Genomic DNA, 19,528 nt, shown 5'->3' with positions numbered 1-19,528 from the left:
CTCAGACTCTGACCAGCGATGTCAGCGGGTACCGGTCGAACCGCGCACGCCCGCCCAACTCCTCGATCTCGAGGACGACGGCCACGCCGATCACGTCCGCACCGGCCCGCGCCAGCAGCTCCGCCGCCGCGAGCAGGGTGCCGCCGGTGGCCAGCACGTCGTCGATCACGAACACCCGGCGCCCCGACAGATCGGGCGCGTCACACGGAATCTCCAGTGTCGCGGCGCCGTACTCGAGCGCGTAGCTCTCGGCGTGCACCGGCGGCGGCAGCTTGCCCGCCTTACGGACCGCGAGGACGCCGCATCCGAGTTCCATCGCGACACCGCCGCCGAGCAGGAACCCGCGAGCGTCGACCCCGGCAACCAGATCGGCTCCGACGCCGGCGGCCGCGAGACCCTCGATCACCGACCGGTATCCCGGCCCGTCCGCGAACACCGGCGTGAGATCCGCGAACCGGACACCGGGCGTCGGGAAGTCGTCGCACCAACGGGTCAGACGGGAGACCGCATCACCCGCACGCTCGAGCGCCGAGGCGAGTTCCGGGTTCGTGGCTTCGGGTGCATCCATCTGAGAAATCACCTGAGAAGTATCCACCTGTCCATGTTCCATCCCGAACCGGACCTCGTCGGATTGGGCACGACGGCGTGCATGCCCTTCGAGTGCGCGATCGTGCGGGGCTGGTCGAACAGCGGGATCGTCGGCATCTCGTTCCACAGGATCGCCTCGGCCTCGCCGAGCAGCGACATGCGGGCCGCGAGCGACGCGTCGACGGCGAGCTGGTCGACCACCTGGTCGAACCGGCGGTTCGAGAAGCCGCCGAAGTTGTCGCCGTTGCCGGTCCGCAGCGCGAACGCCGCGTCGTCGATCGAGTCGGTCCCGGCAGCACCGGCCGCGGACGCGGTGCCTGCCAGCACCGCATCGACCTGTCCGGCGCGCAGCGCCGTCGGGGAGAAGTCGGGTGAACCCGCGTCCTCGACGGTGATACCGGCGCCGGCGCAGGACTCGGCGACGATCTGCACGGTGCGCGCACGACGCTCGTCCGGGCCGAGGTACCCGACACGGACGGTCAGTTGCTGCTGACCGGCGGCCTCGCGCGCTCCGGGGATGTCGGGGTCGGTGTACGTGCCACCTTCCGCGGCGACCGCCGACGGGTAGAACAGCGTGTCCGGCCCCGTGATCCGGGAGTCGATCACACCCGATCCGATGCCGTCCGCACGGTCGAACCCGGGGTGACCGAGTTCGTCGTACAGCCGCTGCCGCGGCAGACACAGCGCGAACGCGCGGCGGGCGTCGGGCGAACCGAACACACCCTGCGTCGCGAGCACGAACTGCTCCACACTGCGCGACGGCTCGTGTGCGACGTCGAATCCGCCGTCCGGCTCGAACCCGGCCAGCGAACCGGCACCGATGTCCACGACTTCGACGTCCCCGGCATCCATTCCGGCCTGCACGTCGGAGCCCTTGGGCCACACCACGATCCGCGACGTCTGCGGCTTGATACCCCACCACCGCTCGTTCTCCACGAGCACCAGGCCGTCGTCGGTCGTGTACGACTCGATCCGGTACGGACCCGACGACGGGAACTTGGCCAGTTCGAGGTCGCCGGGCTCGAGACGCCAACCGGTGTTCCAGAAATCCGCGATCCGCCCCACCGCGTCCACATCGCCGGAACGGATAGCACCGACCAGGTCCGGCACACCCGCAGCCTGCGCGGCGACGTGCGCCGGCATCAGCTCGGTGGCGCCGAACAACGACCGCCAGCCGAGGTAGCCGCGGCCGGGCGAGAACACGACCGTGACGTCCTTGGCCCCGGGCTGGCAGTCGACCCGTTCGATGTCCGCGTAGCCGGCACGCGTGGCGGCGTCGAACATCGGCACCGCACCGCTGTCGCCGGGCCGGGTGAAGCGGCCGCTGCCGGCCGCCCATGCGAGCACGAAGTCGTCACACGAGATCGGCACCCCGTCCGAGTAGACCGACGACGGGTTGAGTCGGTACTGCACGGTGAGCGAGTCCCCGGGCACCACGCTCGCGGTTCCGAAATCGGTGTCCGCCACCGGTGCACCCGACGGACCCGTGTAACTCATACCGGTGAGAACCCGACCGAACGACTGCAGCGCCCCGGTCGCCGAGCCCTCGACGGTGTTGCCGTTGTAGGTGGTGACGACGTTGTCGATCGCGTAGCCCAACGAGGGCACCTGATCGGTCGGTTCACTGCTGCACGCTGCGGTCGCGCCGACCGCGGCCGCGGCGGCCAGGGCGACGATCGACCTGGCCGCCCGGCGGCGGAACCTGCTGCGACTGGTGGCGTCCGCCATGTCAGTGCCTCTTCTTGTTGCGCTTCCCGGTCGGTACCGCACCGGGTCGCGGCGCGGGACCCGCCGCCGCGCTAACCCGAGGTTCGGGCTGCGACGCCCCGACACGGGTGCCGGCGGCCGCCCTCTTCGCGAGCACCTTCTTGGTATGTGCGGCGACCGGACCCCACCGTTCCTTGATCGACACCAGCATCGGCGTCGCGGTGAAGATCGACGAGTAGGCGCCGACGATGATGCCCACCAACTGGACCAGTGCCAGATCCTTGAGGGTGCCGATACCCAGCAGCCACACCGCGACCACCATCAGCGCGATCACCGGGAGGATCGAGATGACCGTGGTGTTGATCGACCGCATCAGCGTCTGGTTGACGGCCAGGTTCGCCTGCTCGGCGTACGTCCGCCGGTTCAGGTGCAGGATTCCCCGGGTGTTCTCCTCCACCTTGTCGAACACGACGACGGTGTCGTAGAGCGAGAAGCCGAGGATCGTGAGCAGACCGATCACCGTCGCCGGCGTCACCTCGAAACCGATCAGCGAGTACACGCCGGCGGTGACGATCATGTCGAAGAACAACGACACGATCGCGGCGATCGCCATGTCTCTTTCGAACCGGACAGCGATGTAGATGCTGACGATGACGAGGAACACCACGAGCGCGATGAGCGCCTTCTTGGTGATCTGCCCGCCCCACGTCTCGCTGACGTCCGCGACGCTGATCGCGTTCTTCGACGTGTTGCCGTTGCTGTCCTTCGGCTGGAACTCGTCGTACAGCGCGTTCTGCAGCTCGTTGACCTGACCGGCGTCGAGCGCCTCGGAGCGGATCTCGACCGACGAACTCGAGCCCGAGCCCACCGTCTGCACCGAGACCGGCTCCTGGCCGAGGGTGTCGCTGTAGACCGTCTCGACCTGTTCGGTGGTCACACCCTCCGGGGTCGGGAACTGGATGCGGGTACCGCCCTCGAACTCGATGCCGAGGGAGAAGCCGCGCACGAGGATGCTCAGGAGCGACAGCGCGACGATCGCACCGGTCAACCAGTAGTAGAACTTGCGGCGTCCGACGACCTCGAATCCGCCGGTACCGGTGTAGAGCCGCTGGAGCCAGCTGTGGTGCGGCAGCACTGCACGATCGGAGGCTGCCTCGGTCGCCCCGGAGGAGGTTGCAGAGGTGTTCGACTCACTCATTTTCATGCCTCCTCGGAGGTCGACGCCGCGACCAGCTTGCGTTCGCGGGCGACCTGCTGGACCGCGCCGAGACCGTTGACGCCGGGCTTCGACCAGAAGCGGGACTTGGATGCCATGTACACCAGCGGCCAGGTCACCAGGAACACCACGACCACGTCGAGGATCGTCGTGAGGCCGAGGGTGAACGCGAAGCCGCGCACCTGGCCGACGGCGAGGACGTACAGGACCGCAGCCGCGATGAAGCTGACCGCGTTACCGGACAGGATCGTCCGGCGCGCACGCGCCCAACCACGTGGTACGGCGGACCGGAAGCTCCGGCCCTCGCGCATCTCGTCCTTGATCCGCTCGAAGAACACGACGAACGAGTCGGCGGTCATGCCGATACCGATGATCAGACCGGCGATGCCCGCCAGGTCGAGGGTGAAGCCGATGTACCGGCCGAGCAGCACCATCACGGCGTAGACCATGAGACCCGACAACACCAGCGACAGCGCGGTCAACACGCCCAGCATGCGGTAGTAGACGAGGCAGTAGACGAGCACGAGCACGAGGCCCACCGCGCCGGCAATGAGGCCCGCCTCGAGCGACGCGAGGCCCAGGGTCGCCGAGACCGTCTCTGCTTCGGACGCCTGGAACGACAGCGGCAGCGACCCGTACTTGAGGGTGTTCGCGAGTTCCTGCGCCTGCGTCTGGTTGAACTGGCCGGTGATCGAGGTCGAGCTACCGGCCGGCGTCGCACCCTGCACGACGGGCGCGCTGACGACCTTCGAGTCGAGCGTGAAGGCGGCCTGCTTGCCGATGTTGGCGGCGGTGAACTGCGCCCAGGTGGAGCTGCCGCTCGACTTGAAGCTCAGGCTCACCTCGTAGCGGGACTGCTGCGTGTTGTAACCGGAGCTGGCGTCGGAGATCTCCTGGCCGTCGATGATGCTCGGCGCCAGCAGGTACACGGTGGTGCCGTCCGTCGAACAGGCGACGAGCGGCAGATTCGGGTCGTCGTTGCCCTGGAGCGGATCGGGCGCCGAGCAGTCGAGCGTGGCCATCGCCTGCTGCTGGACCGCCGGGTCCTCGCTCTGACGTGTCTCCTTCGCCTTGGCGATCTCGGCTGCGGCTGCCTCGGGAGAACCGGGTACAGGCTCACCGGGCGCGGGAGCGGGCGCCGGAGACGGCGAGGGTTCGGCCGACTCGGTGGGATCCTGCGCCGGGAACGGGCGCTCCTGCACGTCGGGGGTGGCGGCGGGCTCGGTCGGCGCCGGAGCCGGCGTGGTCGGGGCCTGCGTCGCGGGTGCCGGCTGCGCACCGGGGGCAGCTGCGGCCTGCGAGCCGACGACCGGGCGAATGTAGAGCCGGGCAGTCTGACCGAGCGACCGTGCCTGCGAGCTGTCGTCGCCGGGCACCGTGATCACCAGGTTGTCACCGTCGATCACCACCTCGGACCCGGAGACGCCCAGGCCGTTGACGCGCGTCTCGATGATCTGCTGGGCCTGACGGAGGCTGTCCTGGCTGGGTGTACTGCCGTCCGGTGTCCGCGCGGTGAGGGTGACACGTGTTCCGCCCTGCAGGTCGATCCCGAGCTCGGGAGTCGGGGACTTGTCTCCGGTGAAGAAGACCAGCGCATACAGCGCGGCGACGAGCGCCGTGAAAACGGCGAGCGCGCGCACTGGGTGCACCGATCCTGTCGAAGGTGCCACGGTCTGTCTGTCTCCTCGGTACGTGCGGTTCAGATGATGACGCAAAGGTGATGACGCAAAAAAGACAAGCGAGCCGCTCGGCGGGCCGAGCGTGAACACGCCCTCGTCGGCAGGGGGAAATCCTGCCGACGAGGGCGGCTACCGCACTATTCGCCGTTCAGGCGACGCTGCGTGTCGTCCGGGGTCTCGTCGTCGTGCTCGACGGACTCGGTGCCGGCTGCGTCCTCGTCGACCACATGCTCACGGACGACCATCCGCGACCAGGTGGTGACGACACCGGGAGCGATCTCGAGATCGACCGTTCCCTCGTCCAGTCCGGCCACCGTCGCGTGGAGGCCGGCAGTGGTCATGACACGGTCACCGATCTTCAGGGAGTCCTGCAGATCGGCGGTCTTCTGCATCTCCTTCTTCTGGCGCCTGATGCCGAGAAACATCGGCACGAGCAGAGCAAGAATCAGAAGCGGAAACAGCAATTCCATCAGGAAGTCAGTCCTCGGGTTTCGTCATGTAAGGCGTTACACACGGCGATGATCACGGGACCGGTCGGCCCCGCGCTAGTGACCAGTGTGCCACTAGCGGGTCGCGCGAAAGGGAAATCGTCACCGATGGCATTTCGCTCATATCGAACAACGAGGGTTCCCGGGCGGTGAAATCACCTCACGATTCATCCCGGTCCGGGTCCTGCGGGTCGAACAGACCGAGCTGCGGTTCGCGGGCGCGGACCTCGATGCCGCCCACCGCGGCGTCCGGCGGAGGTGTGAGGCCCAGTTGCGCCCACGCGGCCGCCGTCGCGACGCGACCGCGCGGCGTCCGGGCGATCATGCCCGCCCGGACCAGGAACGGCTCACACACCTCCTCGACCGTCGAGGGTTCCTCCCCCACCGCGACGGCCAGCGTCGAGACTCCCACCGGCCCACCACCGAAGCTTCGGACCAGCGCGCCCAGCACCGCCCGGTCCAACCGGTCGAGGCCGAGCGGGTCCACGTCGTACACCGCCAGCGCCGCCTGCGCGATCTCGCGGGTGATGATGCCGTCGGCGCGGACCTCCGCGTAGTCACGGACCCGGCGCAGCAGCCGATTCGCGATGCGCGGCGTGCCACGCGAGCGCCCCGCGATCTCCGCACCGGCCTCCTCGCCGAGTTCGATCCCGAGGATGCCGGCCGATCGGAGCAGGATGAGCTGCAGCTCGTGCGGCTCGTAGAAGTCCATGTGCGCGGTGAAGCCGAAGCGGTCCCGGAGCGGCCCGGTGAGTGCACCCGAACGGGTGGTGGCTCCGACCAGAGTGAACGGGGCGACCTCGAGGGGAATCGACGTCGCGCCCGGCCCCTTCCCCACCACGACGTCGACCCGGAAGTCCTCCATCGCGAGATACAGCATCTCCTCGGCGGGCCGCGCCATCCGGTGGATCTCGTCGATGAACAGCACGTCGCCCTCGACCAGATTGCTGAGCATCGCCGCGAGGTCGCCGGCGCGTTCGAGCGCGGGACCCGACGTCAGCCGCAGCGAGGTGCCGAGCTCCGTCGCGATGATCATCGCCATGCTCGTCTTACCCAGGCCGGGCGGTCCGGACAACAGCACGTGGTCGGGAGTCCCACCGCGCAGCTTCGCGCCGGTGAGCACCAGCTGCAGCTGTTCGCGGACCCGCGGCTGGCCGATGAAGTCGCTCAGGTTCTTCGGACGCAGGCTCGCTTCGACCTCGCCGTCCGACGAGACGAAATTCGCCGTGACCGCCGACTCGTCCGACGCGTCGCGGGCGCCTCCGGCGTCGTCCATACCGTCGCCGTAGATCATCGTGTCTTCCCGAGCAGGGCGAGTGCCGACCGCAGGACGGTGGACGTCGGAGCCTCCGGATCGGCCGCCACCACGGTGTCGGTGGCCTTCTCCGCGTGCTCGAGCTTGAAGCCGAGACCGGTCAGCGCCTCGACCACCTGGTCACGGACGACGCTCGCGGACGTGGCCGCGCCCGCGCCCGGCAGATCACCGGTCACGGCGACGGCCTCGACCTTGTCGCGAAGCTCGACGACCATGCGTTCGGCGCCGCGCTTGCCGATGCCCGGAACACGAGTGAGCGCGGTGACATTGCCCTCTGCGAGGGCCTTGCGGAGCGCCTCGGGTTCGAGGACCGCGAGTATCGCCATCGCCAGCCGCGGCCCCACCCCGGACACCGTCTGCAGCAGGCCGAACAGATCTCGCGACTCCGCGTCGGCGAAGCCGTACAGCGTCATCGAGTCCTCACGGACGATCATCGCCGTCAACAGGCGCGATTCGTCGCCCCGCCGAAGGGTCGCCAGGGTGGCGGGTGTCGCGTTGACGCGGTACCCGACGCCCGCGGCCTCGATCACCGCATGGTCCAGCCCGACCTCGAGAACCTCACCCCGAACCGAAGCGATCACCGTGTTCCTGCCTTTCCGGCCGCAATTTCCTTCAGCCGTGCCTCGTACCGCCGCTTCTGCTCCGCCGCCGCCGCTTCCATCGCGGCCATCCGCTCGAGCATCGGCGCGCGCCAACAATGGCAGATCGCCAGCGCGAGCGCGTCGGCCGCATCGGCCGGCTTCGGCGGGGTGTCCAGTCCGAGAATGCGGGTGACCATCGCGGTGACCTGCTTCTTGTCGGCGGTACCGCTACCCGTCACCGAGGCCTTGACCTGGCTCGGCGTGTGAAAGCACACAGGAATACCCCGCTTGGCCGCCGCGAGGGCCACCACACCGCCGGCCTGTGCCGTCCCCATCGCGGTTCGTACATTGTGCTGCGCGAACACTCGCTCGACCGCGACGACCGTGGGCCGGAACCGGTCGAGCCACTCGTCGGCCGCCTCCGAGATCCGCAGGAGACGCGACGCGAGTTCCATCTCGGGCGGGGTCCGCACGACGTCGACCGCCACGGGCCTCACCTCGCGGCCACGGCCCGCGTCCACGACGCCGAAGCCGCATCGCGTCAGGCCGGGGTCGACACCCAGAACACGCACGCGCCCACCTCTCGCACTACTTTCCGAACAGTTGTTCGAGCATAGCGGGAGGTGGGCGCGTGACGATGCACCAACACGCAGTCGGCGCCGCCGGAGCCTAGGCGTCGAGTTCGGCGAGCACCTCGTCGGAGACGTCGACGTTGGTGTAGACGTTCTGGACGTCGTCGGAGTCCTCGAGGGCGTCGACGAGCTTGAACACCTTGCGGGCACCCTCGGCGTCGACCGGAACCTCGACGGACGCACGGAAGTCCGGATCGGCCGACTCGTAGTCGACGCCGGCATCGACCAGCGCGGTGCGGACCGGGATCAGATCCCCGGCCTCGCACACGATCTCGAAGCTCTCACCGAGATCGTTGATCTCCTCGGCACCCGCCTCGAGCACGATCTCCAGCAGATCGTCCTCGGTGCGACCGTTCTTCTCGAGCACCACGACGCCCTTGCGCGTGAACAGGTACGAGACCGAACCGGGGTCCGCCATGTTGCCGCCGTTGCGGGTCATCGCGGTGCGCACCTCGCCGGCGGCGCGGTTGCGGTTGTCGGTGAGGCACTCGATCAGCACGGCGACACCGTTGGGGCCGTAGCCCTCGTACATGATGGTCTGCCAGTCGGCGCCGCCGGCTTCCTCGCCACCGCCACGCTTGCGAGCGCGCTCGATGTTGTCGTTCGGGACCGAGCTCTTCTTGGCCTTCTGGATGGCGTCGTAGAGGGTGGGGTTACCCGACGGATCGCCACCACCCGTACGAGCTGCCACCTCGATGTTCTTGATCAGCTTCGCGAACATCTTGCCGCGCTTGGCGTCGATCACGGCCTTCTTGTGCTTGGTGGTGGCCCATTTGGAGTGGCCGCTCATTCGTGGGAGCCCCTTCCTGCAGTGCGCCGTGGCAGATACGACAAATCCCACGGCAATTCGACTGCACACTTGTCGGAGATTCGATGCTACCTGCACACCCGTCCGGTCCGGACACACCGCCTCCCCCGGAAGGTTACGATCCGGTAGATGTTGCCGACGTTCCCAAGACAGCGCGTCGGGCACAATGGACCCTTCCAGAGACATCAACGATGTGTGATCGAGAACGACGGACGGCGTCTCTCGCGCGGGGGCGCGAACATGCGGATGCCCGGATCGTTGGGGGAAAGGCGAATGAATGCGCACTCACAGACCGGGATCGACCCACCGTCTGAAGAAGCGACTGATCGGACTCGTGGCGGCAGCTCTGCTGTTGCCGGCGCTGACGGCGGTGACGGGCACGACCACCGCGAACGCTGCCCCACGCGGTGGCTACGAGGAGGCGTGGGTCGACTCGACGATGGGCCCGATCAAGGTCCAGATCCAGTGGGCGGCGCGCGGGGGTAACGCCGCTCTCTACCTGCTCGACGGCATGCGCGCGCGGGACGACCGCAACGCCTGGTCGTTCGAGACCAACGCGTTCGAGCAGTTCGCCCTGGACAACGTCACCCTGGTGATGCCGGTCGGCGGACAGTCCAGCTTCTATACGGACTGGTACGCCCCGAGCAACTTCAACGGGCAGAAGATCACCTACAAGTGGGAGACCTTCCTGACCCAGGAACTGCCCGCCTACCTCGAGACCCGCGGCGTCTCCCGCACCAACAACGCGGTGACGGGTCTGTCGATGGGCGGCTCGGCGGCGCTCACGCTGGCCGCCTATCACCGCGACCAGTTCAAGTTCGCAGGTTCCTACTCCGGCTACCTCAATCTGTCGGCTCCCGGCATGCGCGAGATGATCCGGATCGCGATGCTCGACGCCGGTGGGTACAACTCCGATGCCATGTGGGGCCCGCCGTGGGACGGCCGGTGGATGCGCAACGATCCCTTCGTGTTCGCACCACTGCTCAAGGGTCTGTCGATGTACATCTCCTCGGGCAACGGCCTGCCCGGCGAGTACGACGCACCGGGCGCTCTGCTGGGATCCCTCGGCTCGTCCGATCTGCGCGGTTCCCTCGGATCATCGGGTTCGGTGACGTCGTTCAACACGTCCAACGCGATGGGTCTCGAATCGCTGGCACTGATGAACACCCGCGCCTTCGAGGCGCGGCTGAACAGCCTCGGGATCCCTGCGACGTACGACTTCACGCCCGACGGCACGCACGCGTGGGGTTACTGGTCCGCGGAGTTGTGGAAGTCGCGTCCGCAGATCCTCGACGCCCTGAACGCGTGGTGACGCGCCCCTCGGACGCTGCCGGGTTTGGGGTCAGTTACCCCGCACCATGTCGACGAACAGTTGGTGGACGCGACGATCGCCGGTGACCTCGGGGTGGAACGAGGTCGCGAGGACCGGGCCCTGCCGCACGGCCACGATGTGGTCGGCGGCGGGGCCTTCCGGCACCCGGGCCAGGACGTCCACACCGGGCCCGACCCGCTCGACCCACGGCGCGCGGATGAACACCGCGCGGACCGGATCGCCGTCGATGCCGGTGAAGTCGAGGTCGGCCTCGAACGAGTCCACCTGACGTCCGAAGGCGTTGCGCCGCACCGTCATGTCGAGCCCGTCGAGGTGCTGCGCATCGGGGCGGGTGTCGAGCACCTCGCTCGCGAGCAGGATCATCCCGGCACACGAGCCATAGGCCGGCATCCCGTCCTCGAGGCGGGCACGAATCGGATCGAGGAGATCGAAGACGGTCAGCAGCCGACTCATCGTCGTCGACTCGCCGCCCGGAATCACCAGGCCGTCCACGGATTCGAGTTCGGAGAGTCGGCGAACGCCGAGCGCACGGGCGCCGCTGGATTCGAGCGCCGCGAGGTGCTCGCGGACGTCGCCCTGGAGTGCGAGCACGCCGATGGTCGGTTGTTTGGTCACGAGAGAATGTCCTGCACTATTCGACGCTATTGACTACGGAAACGCTATCAGCCACTGCTGACGCGCCCCGCATCCACCGATCCGCACGGATCTACCCGGGATCGCGCCGCAGGAGTCGCGTGAGGCCCTCCTGCACGACGGCGGCCACGAGATGCCCCTCGCGATTGAAGATGCGCCCCTGGGTGAGCGCCCGGCCGAAACCGGCAGACGGGGACGACTGGTCGTAGAGCAGCCAGTCGTCGGCCCGGAACGGACGCATGAACCACAGCGCGTGATCGAGTGACGCACTCTGGATCGGAGTATCCGGATGGGTGGTGCTCGCCGACGCCAACAGCGTCATGTCGCTCATGTACGCGAGGGTGCAGATGTGGAAGACCGGATCGTCGGGTAGTTCCTCGCGGGAACGGAACCAGACCTGCTGTTGCACCGGCACACCCCGCCGACGCTGGATCTGCTCGGTCGGCACGTAGCGCAGGTCCCAGTCCGCCCACTCGCGGAACTCCCACGACTTCTCCTCCGACGCGAGCGACGCCGCGTCCGGCAGGTCCTCCGGCGCCGGCACGGTCGGCATCACGTCCTCGTGCTCGATGCCCTCGTCGAGCACGTGGAACGACGCCGACATCGTGAAGATCGCCTGCCCGTCCTGCACAGCGGTCACGCGACGGGTGGTGAACGATCGGCCGTCCCGGATCCGGTCGACGAGGTAGACGATCGGCATCACCGGGTTACCCGGCCGCAGGAAGTAGCCGTGCAACGAATGGACGTGGAAGTGCTCATCGACCGTCCGCACCGCGGACACCAGCGCCTGCCCGGCGACCTGTCCGCCGAACGTGCGCGGCAGCATCGTCTCCGTCGCGATACCGCGGAAGATATCCCGCTCGAGCCGCTCGAGTTCCAGGATCTGCTCGATCTTCGCCATCTGGGCCCCTTCCGCCGCGTGCGCTCAGGCTAGCAACGCACGAACGCGGTGACGGCCGCGCCGGGCCGTCACCGCGTTCGTCGTGTTGTGTTCTACCGGCTGAAGGTCACCAGCCGCGCTCGGCGAGCCGGTGAGGCTGCGGGATGTCGTCGACGTTGATGCCGACCATGGCCTCGCCGAGACCGCGGGAGACCTTCGCGAGGACGTCGGGGTCGTCGAAGAAGGTGGTGGCCTTGACGATCGCGGCGGCGCGCTCGGCGGGGTTGCCGGACTTGAAGATGCCGGAGCCGACGAACACGCCCTCGGCGCCGAGCTGCATCATCATGGCCGCGTCGGCGGGGGTCGCGATGCCGCCGGCGGTGAACAGGGTGACCGGGAGCTTGCCGGCCTTGGCGACCTCGACGACGAGGTCGTAGGGGGCCTGTAGTTCCTTGGCCGCGACGTACAGCTCGTCCTCGGGCAGCGAGGTCAGGCGGCGGATCTCCTGGCGGATCCTGCGCATGTGGGTGGTGGCGTTGGAGACGTCGCCGGTGCCGGCCTCGCCCTTGGATCGGATCATCGCCGCGCCCTCGTTGATGCGGCGCAGGGCCTCGCCGAGGTTGGTGGCGCCACACACGAACGGGACGGTGAAGGCGAACTTGTCGATGTGGTTGTCGTAGTCGGCGGGGGTGAGGACCTCGGACTCGTCGATGTAGTCGACACCGAGGGACTGCAGGATCTGGGCCTCGACGAAGTGGCCGATGCGGGCCTTGGCCATGACCGGGATGGATACGGCCTCGATGATGCCGTCGATCATGTCCGGATCCGACATGCGCGAGACGCCGCCCTGGGCGCGGATGTCGGCGGGCACCCGCTCGAGCGCCATGACCGCGACAGCGCCGGCGTCCTCGGCGATCTTGGCCTGCTCGGGGGTGACCACGTCCATGATGACGCCGCCCTTGAGCATCTCGGCCATGCCCCGCTTGACGCGCGCCGTGCCGGTAGTGGGGGTGGTGTCGGGGGTGCTCACAGCAAACTCCTGGGTTCTCGCCGGCTTCGGGGAAAGATCTGACACGCCGGGACCAGCCGAGCCTGTCTCGGACTCGTGGTGCCACAGCGCGTGGCCAATTCTATGACGACGCCGCCACCGCCCCCATAGCCAGTGCCCGATACCTGGCCTGTTGTGGCGACGGTCATAGCGAAACGTGCACTTCGGCGGCTCAGCGGATCGCGCGGACCTCGGGTTCGTCGACCCGGACCACGGCCATGTTGGCCTCGTCGAGCAACTCGGGCAGATCCTGCGGGTACACGGCCTCGCCACCGCCCTGGATCGCCCGGATCTCGGCGGGGGTACACCACCGGTGCTCGAGGATCGTGCGGCGTTCGAGGTCGGTGAAACCGCCTCGGTGCGGGACGAACTCCTCGGTGCGGACAGCGAAGAACAGTTCTTCGGAGCGGATCAGCTCACCGGCGAACGGGAAGATCGCCACCCGACGCCACAGCGGGCCGCGCAGGTCGTCGGGCTCCACCGTGAGACCGGTCTCCTCGTGGATCTCCCGGACCGCGGCGGCCCGCAGAGTCTCCCCTGTCTCGACGGCGCCGCCGATCGTGAACCAGAACGACGTGTCGGGCTTCTCCGGATCACGGCCGCGCACCAGCAGCACACGGCCCCGGTCGTCGAGCATCACCACCCGTGCCGACGTGCGGATCTCGTCGAGCTGGAGATCGGGCTGCTCCCCGCGTTCCGCGATCTCGAAGTAGGTCGGCAGCGGCGCCGTGCCCCCGAGGTGCAGCCAGCGAACCGGCCGCCGGGTGCGTAGCGCCAGCGTGTCGCGGACGGCGTCGTTGTGAAACCTGCGCGCGATCAGCACGCGGGCCTCGGCGTCGGCCAGTTCGGCGACCAACTGGGGTGGCAACGTGTGCGCGTCGAGAGTTGCCAGCGCCCCGGACAGGGCGTTCTCGGCGGACTCCCGCTGGGCGCGTTCGGCGCGTTCGGCCTGACCGGCGAGCGTCGACAGACGCTCGCTCTCCCCCGGAGCCGACGCCATTGCCGCCGCGATGGCGCGCACGACGACGGCCCGGCGAGCGAGTGCCGCATCCAGCGCCTGCCACGACAGATCGGACCGCACGTGCAGGCGATCCAGGCGGTTCGCGGTGCCGTACGCCCACGCGCCAACGATTGCGACGACTGCCGCGATCAACGCGAGGACCAGGATGGTCATTGCCGAGAAGGTCACGAACGCACCTCACGCACACCCGTCGAACCCACGGTCACGGTCTCGTACACCCGCAGGATCTGCTCGGCCACCACCGGCCAGTCGTACTCGCCGACGACGACACTCGCGACGTCGGTGAGTGCGCGCCGCCGATCCTCGTCTCCGAGTACGGAATCGATGGCGGCAGCGAGAGCCGCCGAATCGCCGACGGGGACGAGCAGACCCGCGGTGCCGTCACGCAGTACGCGGCGGAACGCGTCGAGTTCGCTCGCGACGACGGGCGCGCCCGCCGCCATCGCCTCGACGAGCACGATGCCGAAGCTCTCGCCGCCGAGGTTCGGCGCGCAGTACACGTCGACACTGCGTAGCGCCGACGCCTTCTCCGCGTCGCTCACCTGGCCGAGCAGGCGCAGGTGGCCGGCGAAGCGTCCGGCCTCCTTGCGCAGCTTCTCCTCGTCACCCCGTCCGACCACGAGGATCTCGAGGTCCGGGTACTTCTCGACCAATGTGGGCAGTGCGCCGAGAAGCACCGCCATGCCCTTGCGGGGCTCGTCGTACCGACCGAGGAAGAGCACGGTCCGGCCGGGCCGCGGGTACCCCGGCAGCGGCGCAGCGTTTGCGAACGCCGGCACGTCGACGCCGTTGGGAATCTCCACCGCGTCCGAGCCCAGGGATTCGACCTGCCACCGCCGGGCCAGTTCGGACACCGCGATCCGGCCGCTGATCTTCTCGAGGTACGGCTGGAGGACACTCTGGAAGGTGCTCAGCACCAACGACTTCGTGGTCGAGGTGTGGAACGTGGCGACGATGGGCCCCTCCGCGATCTTCATCGCGAGCATCGACAGGCTCGGGGCGTTGGGCTCGTGGATGTGCAGGACGTCGAAGTCGTTGTCGGCGATCCACCGCCGCACCCGCGCATACGAGACCGGCCCGAACGTCAGGCGCGCAACCGATCCGTTGTAGGGAATGGCGACCGCGCGGCCGGCCGAGACGACGAAGTCCGGCAGTTCCGTGCCCTCCGACGCGGGGGCCAGCACGCTCACCTTGTGTCCGCGCTCGATGAGCACCTGGGCGAGCTCGACGACATGCGCCTGCACACCGCCCGGTACGTCGAAGGAGTACGGGCAGACCATTCCGATCTTCATCGCGACTCCATGCGGGCACGACGGGACTCGGACAGGTCGTCGAGCCACAGGGGCTGGAGCATGTGCCAGTCCGCGGGGTGGGCGGCGATGTTGACCTCGAAGCGGTCTGCCAGCGCCTGGGTGGCGCCGCCGATTCCGGACGAGACGTCGATCGGCGGATCGATCGAGAAGCCCCAACCGCCGTCGGTGAACCAGCAGTGCACCGGCAGCAGCGCGGCCCCGGTCTCGATCGCGAGCTTGGCCGGCCCCGCGGGCATGCGGGTCGGTTCCCCGAAGAAGGTGACCGGCACGCCCTTGGCCGCGAGATCCCGCTCGCCGAGCAAGCACACGACCTTGTTCTCGCGCAGTCGTTTCGCGAGTTCCCCGAAGGGTGGCTGTTCGCCGCCGCTGAGCGGAAAGATCTCCATCCCGAGGCTCTCGCGATACGCCACGAAACGGAGGTAGAGCGACTCCGGCTTCAGCCGCTCGGCGACCGTCGACAGTCCACCCCACGTCTGGGTGCACCACACTCCGGCCATGTCCCAGTTGCCACTGTGCGGCAGCGCCAGGATGGCGCCCTTGCCGGCGGCCATCGCCTGCTCGAGATACGCCTGACCCTCGACACTCGAGTCGACAGCGGCCGCTGTCGCGGCCAGATCCATCGACGGTAGGCGGAAGGCCTCGCGCCAGTATCGGGCGTAGGAGCGCAACGAGTCCCGGATCAGGTCGTCCGGCACGTCTTCCGGAGCCACTCCGAGCACGCGGGCGAGGTTGCGCCGCAACTGCTGTGGACCACCGCGGCGGCGCGCCGCGAAATCGGCACCCGCGTCGAAGACCGCGACGGCCATCCGTTCCGGCAACGCCCGGACGACTCGCCATCCCGTGGCGTACCCGAGGTCGGCGGCCTTCTCGGCGACGCTCACGACGCCTCCCCCGCACCGGAGGGCTGCTCGTCGTTCTTGGGCGCGATGGGGAGGAGGTCACGGGCACCGGCGGAGTTCCGTACCGCGAGTACGCGCTGGAACACGGTGACGATGCTCGCGACGGCGAGGATCCACATCGCGACGTACACGGCCCAGTGCAGCCATGCGATGTCGAAATGCCCTGCGATTCCGGTGAACCCGGCACCGACCAGGACGATGATCAGCCGATCCGGTCGCTCGATGAGACCACCGTCAGCGGACAGCCCGCTCGCCTCGGCCCGGGCCTTGGCGTACGAGATCACCTGCGAGCTCACGAGGCAGATCAGTGTCGCGATCAGCAGGCTCTTGCTGTTCTCGTGGTAGACCGCCCACCACGCGAGGCCCGAGAAGATGGCGCCGTCGGCGATTCGATCGCACGTCGCGTCGAGTACGGCGCCGTATCGGGTTCCGCCGCCGCGCGCACGGGCCATGGCACCGTCGAGCATGTCGAACATGACGAAGAACCAGATGAACATGGTTCCCCAGAACAAATGACCGGAAGGGAACAGGGTCAGTGCGCCCGCGATGCTGGCGATCGTGCCGATCACCGTCACCGCGTCGGGTGTGAGCCCCGTCTTCACCAACGCCTTGCCCATCGGCGCCGTCACCTTGGACACCGACGCTCGACCGAAGAAACTCAGCATCCCTCTCCCCCCTTCCGCGACCTACCGCGGTACCGCGCCCCGGCGGACCCCGCATCCGATCCTGCCACGCGATTTCCCCGCCGACCCTTGGCGATCACTCGTCCCAGGCCCCCGCGAGCAACGCCCGTGTCTCCCGCAGCAGCTGCGGCATCACTTTCGCACCCCCGAGCACGGTGATGAAGTTCGCATCGCCACCCCACCGCGGAACGATGTGCTGGTGCAGGTGCTCGGCGAGCGAACCCCCCGCCGCCGCACCCAGGTTCAGACCGACGTTGAATCCGTCCGGATTCGAGACCCGCTTGATCACCCGGATCGCCTGCTGCGTGAACGCCATCAACTCGGCGCTCTCCTCGGGCGTGAGGTCCTCGAGCGCCGCAACCCTGCGGTACGGCACCACCATCAGGTGGCCCGGGTTGTACGGGTACAGGTTCAGGACCGCGTACACCGCTTCGCCGCGCGCGACGATGAGCCCTTCCTCGTCGGTCATCTTCGGGATCTCGCTGAACGGTCCCTCACTCGACTTCGACGCCTTGGGCGCCTCCGCGATGTACGACATCCGGTGCGGCGACCACAGTCGCTGCAAGCGGTCGGGATCACCCGGCCCGGTGTCGACGAGTGTGTCGTTGTCGGCGCTGCCGCCCGCTCGCTCGCTCACTGGGCACCACCCACGAGTTCGGCTGTGGGCGAAGCATTCTCGCGACGACCGATCCAGGCAACGATGGTCTCGACGGCGTCCGCGACCGGCACGCCGTTGACCTGGGTGCCGTCACGGAAGCGGAAGCTGACCGCGCCCGCCTCGACGTCCCGCTCGCCGGCGAGAAGCATGAACGGCACCTTCTGGGTGGTGTGGTTGCGGATCTTCTTCTGCATGCGGTCGTCGCTGACGTCGACCTCGGCGCGCACGCCTGCGGCCTTGAGCTGCTTGACGACGTCGAACAGGTGATCCTCGAACGCCTCGGCGACGGGGATGCCGACGACCTGGACGGGCGCCAGCCACGCCGGGAATGCGCCCGCGTAGTGCTCGGTGAGGACGCCGAAGAACCGCTCGATCGAACCGAACAGCGCACGGTGGATCATGACCGGACGCTGTTTGGTGCCGTCACTTCCGGTGTACTCGAGGTCGAAACGTTCGGGCAGGTTGAAGTCGAGCTGAATCGTCGACATCTGCCAGCTGCGGCCGAGCGCGTCCTGCACCTGCACCGAGATCTTGGGACCGTAGAAGGCGGCTCCGCCCGGGTCCGGCACCAGGTTCAGGCCCGACGCCTCGCCGACCTCGCGCAGCGTCTCCGTGGCTTCCTCCCACAGCGCGTCGTCGCCCACGAACTTGTCGGGGTTCTTGGTCGACAGCTCCAGGTAGAAGTCGTCGAGGCCGTAGTCCTTCAGCAGGCCGAGCACGAACTTCAGCGTCGTGGTCAGCTCGTCGCGCATCTGCTCCTTGGTGCAGTAGATGTGCGCGTCGTCCTGCGTCATGCCGCGAACCCGGGTGAGTCCGTGCACGACGCCGGACTTCTCGTAGCGGTACACCGAGCCGAACTCGAACAGACGCAACGGCAGCTCACGGTAGGAGCGTCCCCGCGATCCGAACACCAGGTTGTGCATCGGGCAGTTCATCGGCTTGAGGTAGTAGTCCTGGCCCGGCTTGCGGACCGTGCCGTCCTCGTTCAGCTCCTCGTCGATGTGCATCGCCGGGAACATGCCGTCCTTGTACCAGTCGAGGTGACCGGAGACCTCGTACAGATGTCCCTTGGTGATGTGCGGCGAGTAGACGAATTCGTAGCCCTCCTCGACGTGGCGCTTGCGGGAGTAGTTCTCCATCTCCTGGCGGATGATGCCGCCCTTGGGATGGAACACCGGCAGTCCCGAACCGAGCTCGTCGGGGAAGGAGAACAGGTCGAGTTCGGCACCGAGCTTGCGGTGGTCGCGGCGCTCGGCCTCGGCCAACAACTCGAGGTGCTTGTCGAGGGCCTCGGTCGATTCCCACGCCGTGCCGTAGATGCGCTGCAGATCCTCGCGGCTCTGATCACCCCGCCAGTAGGCCGCCGAGCTGCGGGTGATCTTGAACGCCGGGATGTACTTGGTGGTCGGAATGTGCGGACCGCGGCACAGGTCCTTCCAGATGACCTCGCCGGTGCGCGGGTTGAGGTTGTCGTAGATGGTCAGCTCGCCGCCGCCGACCTCCATGACCTCGGGGTCGTCGATGCCCGACTTGTCGTCGATGAGCTCCAGCTTGAAAGGCTCGTTCGCGAGTTCGGTGCGGGCGTCCTCGAGATCCTCGACGACGCGGCGCGAGAAGCGCTGCGCATCCTTGACGATCTTCTTCATCCGCTTCTCGAGCTTTGCCAGATCGTCCGGGGTGAAGGGGCGCTCCACCTGGAAGTCGTAGTAGAAGCCGTCCTTGATCGGCGGGCCGATGCCGAGCTTCGCCTCGGGGAACTCCTGCTGGACGGCCTGCGCGAGCACGTGTGCGGCCGAGTGCCGGATCACGCTGCGTCCGTCCTCGGTGTCGGCGGCGACCGCCTCGACCTCGACATCGACGTCCGGCGTCCAGGACAGGTCCTTGAGATTACCGTCGGCATCGCGGACCACGACGATCGCGTCCGGGCCCTTGCCGGGGAGTCCGGCATCGCGAACCGCCGTGCCCGCAGTGGTCCCGGCTGGCACCTGGACACGTGCGGCGGGGGTGACGGATGCGGGCGTGGTCACGGCGATGCGCTCCTATGTA

Annotated in this window: 19 protein-coding genes; 1 reads left to right on the top strand and 18 read right to left on the bottom strand. The window is 68.1% G+C overall.

The window, feature by feature from the left end; all coding sequences use genetic code 11:
- Position 1 precedes the first annotated feature (1 nt).
- From C7H75_RS11470 to C7H75_RS11430, 9 genes are all read right to left on the bottom strand, one after another.
- Positions 2–568, bottom strand: a complete 567-nt coding sequence (locus tag C7H75_RS11470) for an adenine phosphoribosyltransferase (protein ID WP_013415861.1) — start codon at positions 566–568, stop codon at positions 2–4.
- An 8-nt stretch (positions 569–576) separates the two neighbouring features.
- Positions 577–2,316, bottom strand: coding sequence for an ABC transporter substrate-binding protein (locus C7H75_RS11465; protein ID WP_106851363.1), 1,740 nt, complete (start codon positions 2,314–2,316; stop codon positions 577–579).
- A 1-nt stretch (position 2,317) separates the two neighbouring features.
- A complete protein-coding gene (gene secF / locus C7H75_RS11460; RefSeq protein ID WP_013415859.1) occupies positions 2,318–3,493 on the bottom strand; it encodes a protein translocase subunit SecF in 1,176 nt (391 codons plus the stop codon).
- Between the two features lie 2 nt (positions 3,494–3,495).
- Entirely contained in the window at positions 3,496–5,181 is a 1,686-nt protein-coding gene (secD, locus tag C7H75_RS11455) for a protein translocase subunit SecD (protein WP_175271674.1), read from the bottom strand.
- 146 nt (positions 5,182–5,327) lie between these two features.
- Entirely contained in the window at positions 5,328–5,660 is a 333-nt protein-coding gene (yajC, locus tag C7H75_RS11450) for a preprotein translocase subunit YajC (protein WP_005513536.1), read from the bottom strand.
- A 178-nt stretch (positions 5,661–5,838) separates the two neighbouring features.
- Positions 5,839–6,954 carry a Holliday junction branch migration DNA helicase RuvB gene (ruvB, locus tag C7H75_RS11445; protein ID WP_013415857.1) on the bottom strand — a complete coding sequence of 372 codons (1,116 nt, stop codon included), beginning with the start codon at positions 6,952–6,954 and terminating at the stop codon, positions 5,839–5,841.
- A gap of 14 nt (positions 6,955–6,968) precedes the next feature.
- Positions 6,969–7,574: a Holliday junction branch migration protein RuvA gene (gene ruvA, locus C7H75_RS11440; RefSeq protein WP_013415856.1), complete on the bottom strand. Its 606-nt coding sequence runs from the start codon at positions 7,572–7,574 to the stop codon at positions 6,969–6,971.
- Positions 7,571–8,146 carry a crossover junction endodeoxyribonuclease RuvC gene (ruvC, locus tag C7H75_RS11435; protein ID WP_022595653.1) on the bottom strand — a complete coding sequence of 192 codons (576 nt, stop codon included), beginning with the start codon at positions 8,144–8,146 and terminating at the stop codon, positions 7,571–7,573. The genes ruvA and ruvC overlap by 4 nt, the downstream gene beginning before the upstream one ends.
- 97 nt (positions 8,147–8,243) lie before the next feature.
- Positions 8,244–8,996 (bottom strand): YebC/PmpR family DNA-binding transcriptional regulator, encoded by a 753-nt coding sequence (locus tag C7H75_RS11430; RefSeq protein WP_005513541.1) that lies wholly within the window; start codon positions 8,994–8,996, stop codon positions 8,244–8,246.
- A gap of 295 nt (positions 8,997–9,291) precedes the next feature.
- On the opposite strand from C7H75_RS11430, the gene C7H75_RS11425 reads away from it, so the two are divergent.
- Positions 9,292–10,326, top strand: a complete 1,035-nt coding sequence (locus tag C7H75_RS11425) for an alpha/beta hydrolase (RefSeq protein ID WP_005513542.1) — start codon at positions 9,292–9,294, stop codon at positions 10,324–10,326.
- Positions 10,327–10,356: 30 nt separating this feature from the next.
- Here C7H75_RS11425 and pdxT read toward each other — a convergent pair whose 3' ends face one another.
- The 9 genes from pdxT to thrS form a co-directional block, all read right to left on the bottom strand.
- Positions 10,357–10,962: a pyridoxal 5'-phosphate synthase glutaminase subunit PdxT gene (gene pdxT, locus C7H75_RS11420; protein ID WP_005513543.1), complete on the bottom strand. Its 606-nt coding sequence runs from the start codon at positions 10,960–10,962 to the stop codon at positions 10,357–10,359.
- A 91-nt stretch (positions 10,963–11,053) separates the two neighbouring features.
- Entirely contained in the window at positions 11,054–11,881 is an 828-nt protein-coding gene (locus tag C7H75_RS11415) for an acyl-CoA thioesterase (RefSeq protein ID WP_022595651.1), read from the bottom strand.
- Between the two features lie 106 nt (positions 11,882–11,987).
- Positions 11,988–12,890: a pyridoxal 5'-phosphate synthase lyase subunit PdxS gene (gene pdxS / locus C7H75_RS11410; protein ID WP_013415853.1), complete on the bottom strand. Its 903-nt coding sequence runs from the start codon at positions 12,888–12,890 to the stop codon at positions 11,988–11,990.
- A gap of 190 nt (positions 12,891–13,080) precedes the next feature.
- Entirely contained in the window at positions 13,081–14,097 is a 1,017-nt protein-coding gene (locus C7H75_RS11405; RefSeq protein ID WP_106851362.1) for an NUDIX hydrolase, read from the bottom strand.
- Positions 14,094–15,221, bottom strand: a complete 1,128-nt coding sequence (locus tag C7H75_RS11400; RefSeq protein ID WP_005513550.1) for a glycosyltransferase family 4 protein — start codon at positions 15,219–15,221, stop codon at positions 14,094–14,096. The genes C7H75_RS11405 and C7H75_RS11400 overlap by 4 nt, the downstream gene beginning before the upstream one ends.
- Complete coding sequence (locus C7H75_RS11395) at positions 15,218–16,123, bottom strand: phosphatidylinositol mannoside acyltransferase (protein ID WP_005513551.1); 906 nt, start codon at positions 16,121–16,123, stop codon at positions 15,218–15,220. Before C7H75_RS11395 ends, C7H75_RS11400 begins: the two co-directional genes overlap by 4 nt.
- Positions 16,120–16,806: a phosphatidylinositol phosphate synthase gene (gene pgsA / locus C7H75_RS11390; protein ID WP_022595610.1), complete on the bottom strand. Its 687-nt coding sequence runs from the start codon at positions 16,804–16,806 to the stop codon at positions 16,120–16,122. Before pgsA ends, C7H75_RS11395 begins: the two co-directional genes overlap by 4 nt.
- Positions 16,807–16,900: 94 nt before the next feature.
- Positions 16,901–17,461 carry an ATP adenylyltransferase gene (locus C7H75_RS11385; protein ID WP_005513553.1) on the bottom strand — a complete coding sequence of 187 codons (561 nt, stop codon included), beginning with the start codon at positions 17,459–17,461 and terminating at the stop codon, positions 16,901–16,903.
- Positions 17,458–19,509 (bottom strand): threonine--tRNA ligase, encoded by a 2,052-nt coding sequence (gene thrS / locus C7H75_RS11380; RefSeq protein ID WP_069854923.1) that lies wholly within the window; start codon positions 19,507–19,509, stop codon positions 17,458–17,460. Before thrS ends, C7H75_RS11385 begins: the two co-directional genes overlap by 4 nt.
- Positions 19,510–19,528: the final 19 nt, after the last annotated feature.

The organism is Rhodococcus (subgen. Prescottella) equi (assembly GCF_003013675.1).
Lineage (GTDB): Bacteria > Actinomycetota > Actinomycetes > Mycobacteriales > Mycobacteriaceae > Prescottella > Prescottella equi.
Note: the sequence above shows the minus strand (reverse complement) of the source record. Positions and strands in the feature narration are given on the sequence as shown.

Coding starts and splice junctions, on each gene's coding strand:
- C7H75_RS11470 (WP_013415861.1), bottom strand. CDS start 568: ATGGATGCACCCGAAGCCACGAACCCGGAACTCGCCTCGGCGCTCGAG.
- C7H75_RS11465 (WP_106851363.1), bottom strand. CDS start 2,316: ATGGCGGACGCCACCAGTCGCAGCAGGTTCCGCCGCCGGGCGGCCAGG.
- secF (WP_013415859.1), bottom strand. CDS start 3,493: ATGAGTGAGTCGAACACCTCTGCAACCTCCTCCGGGGCGACCGAGGCA.
- yajC (WP_005513536.1), bottom strand. CDS start 5,660: ATGGAATTGCTGTTTCCGCTTCTGATTCTTGCTCTGCTCGTGCCGATG.
- ruvB (WP_013415857.1), bottom strand. CDS start 6,954: ATGGACGACGCCGGAGGCGCCCGCGACGCGTCGGACGAGTCGGCGGTC.
- C7H75_RS11430 (WP_005513541.1), bottom strand. CDS start 8,996: ATGAGCGGCCACTCCAAATGGGCCACCACCAAGCACAAGAAGGCCGTG.
- C7H75_RS11425 (WP_005513542.1), top strand. CDS start 9,292: ATGCGCACTCACAGACCGGGATCGACCCACCGTCTGAAGAAGCGACTG.
- C7H75_RS11415 (WP_022595651.1), bottom strand. CDS start 11,881: ATGGCGAAGATCGAGCAGATCCTGGAACTCGAGCGGCTCGAGCGGGAT.
- C7H75_RS11400 (WP_005513550.1), bottom strand. CDS start 15,221: ATGAAGATCGGAATGGTCTGCCCGTACTCCTTCGACGTACCGGGCGGT.
- pgsA (WP_022595610.1), bottom strand. CDS start 16,806: ATGCTGAGTTTCTTCGGTCGAGCGTCGGTGTCCAAGGTGACGGCGCCG.